The sequence below is a fragment of the Rhizobium sp. P2_G2 genome, assembly GCF_056403555.1.
Window position 1 is genome coordinate 43,090 of record NZ_JBFUFF010000044.1, and the last position, 8,569, is coordinate 51,658.

10 protein-coding genes are annotated in these 8,569 nt (G+C 59.6%); 8 read left to right on the forward strand and 2 right to left on the reverse strand.

Annotation, left to right across the window (positions count from 1 at the left end):
• Nucleotides 1–62: 62 nt before the first annotated feature.
• Complete coding sequence (locus AC1D06_RS25365; RefSeq protein WP_477988585.1) at nucleotides 63–1,070, forward strand: alpha/beta hydrolase; 1,008 nt, start codon at nucleotides 63–65, stop codon at nucleotides 1,068–1,070.
• A gap of 209 nt (nucleotides 1,071–1,279) precedes the next feature.
• Nucleotides 1,280–2,065 carry a sensor histidine kinase gene (locus tag AC1D06_RS25370; RefSeq protein WP_477988586.1) on the forward strand — a complete coding sequence of 262 codons (786 nt, stop codon included), beginning with the start codon at nucleotides 1,280–1,282 and terminating at the stop codon, nucleotides 2,063–2,065.
• A 66-nt stretch (nucleotides 2,066–2,131) separates the two neighbouring features.
• On the opposite strand, the gene AC1D06_RS25375 is transcribed toward AC1D06_RS25370, so the two are convergent.
• Nucleotides 2,132–2,590, reverse strand: a complete 459-nt coding sequence (locus AC1D06_RS25375) for a carboxymuconolactone decarboxylase family protein (protein WP_477880517.1) — start codon at nucleotides 2,588–2,590, stop codon at nucleotides 2,132–2,134.
• Between the two features lie 346 nt (nucleotides 2,591–2,936).
• Between AC1D06_RS25375 and AC1D06_RS25380 the strand changes: the two genes are divergently transcribed.
• From AC1D06_RS25380 to AC1D06_RS25390, 3 genes are all read left to right on the forward strand, one after another.
• Nucleotides 2,937–3,692 carry an SDR family oxidoreductase gene (locus AC1D06_RS25380; protein ID WP_477988587.1) on the forward strand — a complete coding sequence of 252 codons (756 nt, stop codon included), beginning with the start codon at nucleotides 2,937–2,939 and terminating at the stop codon, nucleotides 3,690–3,692.
• A 69-nt stretch (nucleotides 3,693–3,761) separates the two neighbouring features.
• Nucleotides 3,762–4,178 (forward strand): cupin domain-containing protein, encoded by a 417-nt coding sequence (locus AC1D06_RS25385; protein WP_477988588.1) that lies wholly within the window; start codon nucleotides 3,762–3,764, stop codon nucleotides 4,176–4,178.
• A 74-nt stretch (nucleotides 4,179–4,252) separates the two neighbouring features.
• Nucleotides 4,253–4,690, forward strand: coding sequence for a CBS domain-containing protein (locus AC1D06_RS25390; RefSeq protein WP_477988589.1), 438 nt, complete (start codon nucleotides 4,253–4,255; stop codon nucleotides 4,688–4,690).
• A 156-nt stretch (nucleotides 4,691–4,846) separates the two neighbouring features.
• Here the strand turns inward: AC1D06_RS25390 and AC1D06_RS25395 are convergent, their stop codons facing one another.
• Entirely contained in the window at nucleotides 4,847–5,323 is a 477-nt protein-coding gene (locus tag AC1D06_RS25395) for an OmpA family protein (protein ID WP_477988590.1), read from the reverse strand.
• A gap of 331 nt (nucleotides 5,324–5,654) precedes the next feature.
• Between AC1D06_RS25395 and AC1D06_RS25400 the strand changes: the two genes are divergently transcribed.
• The 3 genes from AC1D06_RS25400 to AC1D06_RS25410 form a co-directional block, all read left to right on the forward strand.
• Nucleotides 5,655–6,437, forward strand: coding sequence for a hypothetical protein (locus AC1D06_RS25400; RefSeq protein ID WP_477988591.1), 783 nt, complete (start codon nucleotides 5,655–5,657; stop codon nucleotides 6,435–6,437).
• Nucleotides 6,438–6,513: 76 nt separating this feature from the next.
• On the forward strand, nucleotides 6,514–7,458 hold the full coding sequence (locus AC1D06_RS25405) for a glycosyltransferase family 2 protein (protein ID WP_477988592.1): 945 nt from the start codon (nucleotides 6,514–6,516) through the stop codon (nucleotides 7,456–7,458).
• 4 nt (nucleotides 7,459–7,462) lie between these two features.
• On the forward strand, nucleotides 7,463–8,569 hold a 1,107-nt coding region (locus AC1D06_RS25410; RefSeq protein ID WP_477988593.1), incomplete at its 3' end, for a glycosyltransferase.

Below are 8,569 nucleotides of genomic sequence, written 5' to 3' on the forward strand. Positions count from 1 at the left end.
CTGTGGAGCGGCGCAGCTGCACTCGCTCACCCTCACGAGCCCTCTTTCAAAGGACGATGCCCATGTCATCCAATCTCAGCTATTCACCCGCTGCCCCATCGGCCACGTGGGCGATCGACCGGCCGCAGCTTGAGCCAGCCACCCAGGCCTTCGCCGACGACATGAAGGGTGAGGCTCCGCTTTATCTGCTCACGCCCCATTCCGCACGCGGAGCGCTGCTGGGCATGCAGAAATCGGTCCAGGTGCATCTGCCCGATGTCTCGATCGAGGATCGCTACATCGATGTCGGCCCGACCGGGCAGACCGATATCCGCGTCGTCCGGCCGGCCGATGCAACCGGCAGACTGCCGGTCGTCGTCTATATCCATGGCGGCGGCTGGGTCGTGTGCGACAAGGAGACACATGACCGCCTTGTCCGCGAACTTGCCGTCGGCGTCGGCGCGGTCGTGGTGTTTGTCGATTATGATCGCTGTCCGGAAAGCCGTTATCCGACGGCGGTCGAGCAGGCCTATGCGGTGACCAAATATGTCGCCGAACATGCCGCGGAGTTTGGCGCCGATGCCAAGCGCCTGGCGATCGCCGGCGACAGCGTCGGCGGCAATATGGCTGCTGTCGTCGCGCTTTTGGCCAAGGAGCGCAAGGGGCCGGAAATCCTGGCGCAATTGCTGTTCTATCCCGTCACCGACGCATCGATGTCGACAGGCTCCTACGAGGAATTCGCCAACGGCCCGTGGCTGACGAAGAAGGGGATGGTCTGGTTCTGGAACCAGTATGTGCCGGAGGTCGCCAAGCGCAGCGACATCTACGCCTCGCCGTTGAATGCGTTGGTCGAGCAGTTGCGCGGCCTGCCGCCGACATTGCTGATCGTCGCCGAGAACGACGTGCTTCGCGACGAAGGCGAAGCCTATGGCCGCAAGCTGGCCAATGCCGGCGTGCCGGTCCTGTCGCTGAGATATAACGGCACGATCCATGACTTCATGATGTTGAACCCGATCGCCCATACGCCGGCCGTGCGCACGGCGGTGGCCCAGGTGACGGGTTATCTGCGCAAGGTCTTCGCGACGCACTGAGACGAGCGGATATCTGCCGGCGGGTTTGTCCCGCCGGCATGGCACGACAGCTTGTCGGCAGCAACACTGCTGCAATCCGACATCCTATCCATACGGCAGTATTGCCCGGCCTCGCCTTTGAACCAATCGACGACAGCCCCGCACGCATCATAGCCTCCATCCAGCTCGGGAACGACACTCCTGTCGCTGGAGCTGATGAGGAGCAGAACATGTCACAGGCAGATATGGAAATACGGGGGAGTGGCGCGTTCATCCCCTATGCCAAGCCGGAACCCTATTCTCTGAACACCAATCCGGCAGACGCGATCTTCGGTGTCGTCCACGATCTCGGCAACCTGATCCAGGTGGCCACCTCGGCGCTGAACCTGATTTCGCGCAGCGCCGACACCGAGCTGGGCTCGAGCCTCGTGCCGGTCGTCGCCAGCGCCAGGGTCTCGTTGCAGCGCGCCGGTGCGCTGGTCCAACAGACGCTGAGGGTTGCGCATGGCGGCAATGGCGCGGCCGAGCCGGTGGACGTCTCGGCCTGCCTGATGGAAATCGAGGCGCTGGTCAGGGCCACCTGGGATCGCAATATCCAATTCGAACTCTACGCCAGCCAGTCGCTGCCGGTGGCCAGGTGCAGCCGCGTCGGGCTGCAGAGCGCCGTCATGAACCTGTTGCTCAACGCGCGCGATGCCCTGCCGGATGGCGGGGTGATTTCCATCGTCGCCACCGCCATCTACGACGAACATGCGGCGACCGAGATCGAGTTGCGGGTTGCCGACAACGGTTTCGGTATGACGAAGGATGTGCTGCAGCGGGCGAGCGACCCCTACTTCACCACCAAGGTATCGGGCCTCGGCGGCCTTGGATTGCCGATGGTCGAACGCTTTGCCCGGGAAGCAGGAGGCCATCTCCACCTGGAAAGCGAGCCTCGTCGAGGCACGGTCGTGACGCTGCGGTTGCCGGTCGAGCGCGGCGAATATCAGGCGATCCAGGCAAATCTCGACGCATGACGGCCGGCTTCCTGCTGCCGCCGGGCGATCTCCTTCGCCCGGCCGGCGTGTTGTGCGGCCTTGTCCTCAAGCGGCAGCGCGCATGTGATCGGCGGGATGCTGAATCCTGAAGCCGATCGCCAGCCTGTTCCAGGCATTGATCATCGCCACGCCGATCGAAAGCGCCACGAGTTCGTCATCGGAGAAGGTGCTGTGCGCTTCCTCGTAGACCGCGTCCGGTGCGCGGCTCCCGGCGATATCGGTGAGAGACTCCGCCCAGGCGAGTGCCGCCCGTTCGCGCGGGGTGAAGAGTTGCGACTCGTGCCAGGCGCTGAGCAGCAGCAGCCGGTCATCCGTTTCACCCATCTTCAACGCATCCTGACGGTGCATGTGCAGGCAGTTTGCGCAGCCATTGATCTGCGAAACGCGCACTTTGACGAGTTCGAGCAGCTTGGGGTCGAAGCTCTTGGCAAGCCAGGCCTCGGCCGCGACCAGGGCTTCCATGCCGCCGTTTTTCTTGGCCATGATATTCAGACGCTTGATCATTTTGGTCTCCATGATGAGAGGATCGATGCTGCGAGCGCTCAAGGCTCGCAGTCGCAGTGATTATCCCTTGGATCCCGAACAGCCATCTGCACCGACGGCGCATTCGCCTGATGCCTGGTGACGCCGTTTCCGGCAAATCGATCAGGTTTTTCGACCACCTGAGACAGCTGCACTTATGCCTTGGCATAGGGCAACAGCGACCCCGGTAGAATAGTCCGGCATCGCGATCCGGCGCATTCTCCAGCCCATCGGTCACTCCCCGACCGCATTGGAGAAAACATGCTGACCATCGTCAGCTGGCCGATCCGTGAAAACCTGACAATCAAATTCATCAAGGAGATCGATCATGAAAATCGTCGTTATCGGTGGCACCGGGCTCATCGGGTCGAAGACCGTGGAGCGCCTGCGCAAGAAGGGCCATGAAGTATTGGCGGCGTCGCCGAATTCGGGCGTCGACACGATCACCGGCAAGGGCTTGCCGGAAGCGCTGGCTGGTGCGAGTGTGGTGATCGACCTCGCCAACTCGCCCTCGTTCGAGGACAAGGCGGTGATGGAATTCTTCCAGACGGCCGGACGCAATCTGCTCGCGGCCGGCATCGCCGCCGGCGTGGAACATCACATCGCGCTTTCCATCGTTGGCGTCGACCGGCTGCCGGGCAGCGGTTACATGCGCGCCAAGATGGCCCAGGAAGAACTGATCAAGAATTCGGGCATTCCCTACACGATCGTGCATTCGACGCAGTTCGACGAATTCATACCGGGTATCGCCCAGTCGGGCACGGTCGGCCAGTCCGTGCATCTGTCGCCGGCCTATATTCAACCGATCGCGTCCGACGACGTCGCCGATGTGATGGCCGAGATCGCACTCAGCGTGCCGCTGAACGGCACGATCGAGATTGCCGGTCCGGAAAGGGTGCGCATGAGCGAAATCGTGGCGCGCTTCCTGAAAGCGACCAACGATCCCCGCCAGGTGGTTGCCGATCCCCATGCGCTCTATTTCGGCACCGAGCTGCTCGACGGCTCGCTCGTGCCGATCGGCAATGCCCGGCATGGTCATATCAGCTTCGACGATTGGCTGAGCGGTTACCAGCCGCGCGCGTAAGCGCTTGAGACATCCGGCGCCCGTCGGATCGGGCGCCCCCATCATCGACATTCACGACAGGAGAACCACATGTTCCGGACCTTTATCTCTACAGCCGTCTTCGCCGCCGCCATCGCCGGCGCTGGCGCCGCCAGCGCTGCTTCCACCGAGCAGGCCAAGGTGGCGATCGTCTATGACCATGCACTGCCCAACGTCCCCGGCAAGAGCCTCAAGGCGGTGCTGGTCGAGTATGACCCGGGCGGCACCTCGCCGGGCCACACCCACCCGAAATCGGCCTTCATCTATGCTACGGTCCTCGAAGGCGCGATCCGGAGCCAGGTCAATGACGGGCCGGTCAAGGTCTATCACGCCGGCGAAAGCTTCGCCGAGTTTCCCGGCGACCACCACAATGTCAGTGAGAATGCCAGCAAGACCAAGCCGGCAAAACTGATTGCGGTATTCGTCGTCGACACCGACGAGAAAAACCTGACGAATTACCAGAAATAATCTCTGCGTTTGCCGGTGTCCGGCGCATTGCCGGGCATCGGGTTCAGCAGAAACGAACCTGTCTGGAGATGGCAATGCAGATCGAACAACTCACGCCAATAACCCTGGACCGCCTGGTGGTGATCGACGTCGACGCCACGCTGCAGGTGGCGGCTCTCGCCCTTTCCAACCCCGGAAAAGGATTGACCATCGTCTCCGATCTTTCCGGACAGGCGGTGGGGGTGTTGAGCAAATCCGATATCATCCGGCATCTCGCGCAAAGAGAAGCAGCCGACGCATCCATCGCGGCGCTGATGAGCCGGGACATCGTGTCCTGCCATCCCGATGATGAGGTGCAGGCCGTCTGGACGACGATGTCCGCACGCGGCCTTCAAAATATCCCAGTGCTGAGCACGGACGCCGAACCGCTCGGCATCCTCGCCATCGGCGACGTGATGAAGGTTTTGTTCGAGCAGGAAGAATTGGAAGAGCACATGCTTGCGAACTATGTCGCGGGCATTGGATACCGCTAAGCGGACTTTCGTTGGAAAGCCAGTGATTTATCCGCTTAGACCTTGTTTGTTGCAAGTTCTTGTCGGAAACCATGGGACACTTTTCCTGAACCTGCTGAGACAATCGGGATCGCAAGAAGCGATGCGAGCATGAACCACCCCAAGACAAGGCGCAGTTCAATTCACCTTGAGTTTCAGTTCGACCCGGCGATTTTTCGAGGAATAGGGGTCCTTGTCGCGCGGTGAATTCTCCCCAAGACCCACGGCCGTCATCCGCGACGTCTTGATGTCGTTGTCCGCAAGAAATTGTTCGACTGCTCTGGCGCGATCTTCGGATAGTTTTATGTTATACTTCTCGGTGCCGAGGGCGTCGGTGAAACCCTCGATGCGGAAGCTATCTCTGTTGAGCGCCGCGCTTCGAAGGGCCGCCGCCACCTGAAGGAGATTTCGCTTGGATTCCGGCCGCAGATTGGCGGAATTGATGTCAAAGTTGATGACCATGTCAAAGCCGGAGGTTTTCGGCTGGCTTGCGGCGCATTCGCTTTCCGAACCAATACAAACAGAGCGTCCTTGAACAAGTGCCTTCTGCGCCATCATGAATTTAACAACGTCATCTGAGGTATATGACTTTTTGACATCGCCTGCCGATGCCATGCCGGCACAAACTGCGCTGACCAGAACGAAAGCCAGGCAAACTCTAGTTCGCATTGCTTTACTCCCCCAAGTTTTACGATATCGAAATGCTACACGCGATCAGCGCCCCGTACAACATTTTTAACCTTTATTCCCAGCCCCGGGCGGCGATTTGCGGGATCGGATCGAAGGGGGCCGCACTTGTCAGAAAGCTTAGCGGCCGAAAAGGAAAGCTAACCTATTGGGCGCCGGAGATTCAAAAAGGAAAAGTATTGGTGATCTCAAAGACCGGTAGAATTTCAGCAACATTCTGTTATTTTGACTTGCAACCAATTGCTGTGGGGGCGCAATAATGAATCCATCTTACGCGATCAGAATATTGGCGGCATGTGGGGTGGCTTTGGCCGGGCCTATTACGCCCGACGCGTTTGCCTTTGCAAGAGCCGTCGACATCGGCAGCCGCAAAGCTCTTCTCTTGTTTGCGCAGGAAAATCCGCAGAGCATTCTTGCCGAGAAGGCGCGTGAGCTCTCGGAGGACAGTGCCGCTCTTCCGGTCCAAAATGCGGCCTATGTCCCAGTCTTCCCGGACGCCTGGCTGAAAAAAAATCAAAACAAGATGATGAAGCTCGTGCGGGGAGACCATACCCCCGATGGCCATTCGTCGTCTCCCGGGCGCGGCGACGCCTCCCCCAATGCTTCTGCCAAACCTGCCAAGCAGCAGAAGGTTGCCCTGCAGCAGCAGGTTGTTTCGCAGATCAATACCAGTCTCAAGCAGTTCGAGCGCGACACCGATCGCTGCCGGGGAAAGAACTTCGATACCACACAGAATTGCGTGGCCGATGCGCTGGAAAAATTTTCGCGCGGCCTCGGGTCCGTTACTCGCGCGCCAGGCAGTGTCACTCCCATCGCCATTCCGACGCTTCGCGAAGCGGCAAAGAAGATTCGCAAGGCCAGAAACAAGCGTGAGGCGCGCGCTGCAATTGCGGCGGCCGTGCCTGTCATCCGGAAATCGATCAACCTCATCATGGCAGGTGACGAAGACACAACCTACCGTCTGCAGGTGCGCCAGCGGTCACTCGTCATCAAGTCACTGTCGGTTGCCGACGATGTCCTGGTGAAGGCGACCGGGATCTGAGCCCGATGGCCGCAGGCGATGCGTATTCCCCGTCGGTGAGTTTGTGAAGAGGCGTGATATTTTGCTGCAGCCACGCGTGTCGGTCATCGTAGCTCACTACAATTACGCGCATTTTGTCGCTTCCGCGCTCCTATCGGTGGTCGAGCAATCGATCGACGATTGGGAGTTGATCGTCGTCGACGATTGTTCGTCGGAAGCCGATTTCGATCGTCTAAAGCAGATCGTGTCCGGCCTCGACGATGCAAGGATCGTCTTGATCCGCAATGAAGAAAATCTCGGGCAGATCGGATCCGCATTCGAAGGCCTACGGATCGCTGTCGGAGATTTTGTTGCCCTGCTCGATCCCGACGATATCTATGAGCCGGCATTTCTCGAAAACATGCTGGCGGCATTGCTCAACCCTGTCTGCCCTGCAGGGGTCGCGGCGTGCGAGATGGGTGTGTTCAACCCGTCGACTGGAATTCTCGCGCGTCATACGACTGGTTTTCGAATGAAGTCGGTCCGCGACGGGCGCTATGATGAACATGCCGCAAATCTGCTTCTCAACGGATATTCGGACTATTTCCCGCCTTGGAAAACCGGGTGGATCTGGGCCGCGACATCAGGGATGATGTTCCGCAAGCCTATGCTGGAGGCGATCAGGCCGCACCGCGCCGTCACGTTTACGCGGTTCGAGGCCGACAGTTACTGCGCAGTCGGCTGCCACATGATCGCCGGCACCGTATTCATCGACCAGATGCTATCATGGCGCGGGGTGCATGATCACAATACAACCATGAATCCTTTGGTGATCTTCAACGACCAGAGCGGGCTGAAGCAGGAGTTCGTCGATACTTTGTGGCAGGTCAAGTTGTTCGTCTGCGAAGTCATCCTTGCCCATCCTGACCTGATGAGGATGTCGGGGATGGCGCTTGCTTCCACTGTCATTGCCCATATTGGCAATGAAGGCGCGATGGTGGTGGCGGACCGGAATGCCACGGCAAAGCAGATGCTGTTTCGATACTCCCTGGGTGGAGCTTAACCCGATGCGCATCCTGCTCGTCAGCGATCATGACTATCTGCCCGACCGGGTTGGCGGCCGCGAAAGCAGCATTGACGAACTCGCCAACCTGCTGATGAAGCGCGGCCATGACGTTGCTGTGCTGGCCCGGGCAAAGACAACCAATGCCAGGCGACCGGCGGGCAAAATCCATTGGCCTGTTCTCTATGAGATCGAGCGTGTCGCCAATGTGTTTGGCGCCGCCGAACGCCATCTTGCATCGAGCCAGTATGATTTTGCCATCTATAGCGTGAAGCGGTTCCCAGAGAACATCTCCGCGGTCGAGGATGTCCGCCGGCGCCAGGTTCTTTACGTTCGCGATGCGGTCGAGGTCGACAATTGGACCGCCGACACTTTCCCGCAGGCACAGGTTATCATCGCCAATTCCAATTTCATTGCCGACCGTGTTCTGGAACGGACCGGAATTTCCGCCCATGTGGTGCCGCCGGTCGTGGATTTCTCCAAATACCGGGTGGACAAGACCGGCAGCAAGATCACCTTCATCAATCCCGTCGATGAGAAGGGGGCGTCGCTCGCCTTTGCGATTGCGCAGCACAATCCCGAAATGCCGTTTCAGTTTGTCTTGTGCTGGGATCTCGACAGCCAGGACATCAAACGCTCGGAAAAACGGGCCAAGGCGCTCGGCAATATAACCATCGTCGAAGCCCAGTTGGACGTGCGGCAGATTTATGCTTCCACGCACATCCTTTTGATGCCAAGCCGCTGGGTGGAGGGGTTCGGCCGTGTCGTTCTGGAGGCGCAATGCAACGGCTTGCCCGTGATCGCAAGCGCGCGTGGAGGGCTTCCGCAAGCCATCGGCGACGGCGGCGTTCTGCTCGACGGCGACGCCGATCTGGAGGCGTGGTCGGATGCGTTGGCGGCTCTGTGGAATGATCAGCGTCACTGGCGCGAAATCTCGAACAAGGCGCGCGCGCGCGCCCAGGCGTTCGAGACAGAGACGGAGGAGAATGTCGTCCGTCTCGAGACAGTTCTGCAGCAGATTTCGCACAGAGTGACCAATCTGCGGCATCCGATCTGCAAATGCGCCGCCATCCTGCTGCCGTCCAGCGACGGCACACAGACCGCATTGCAG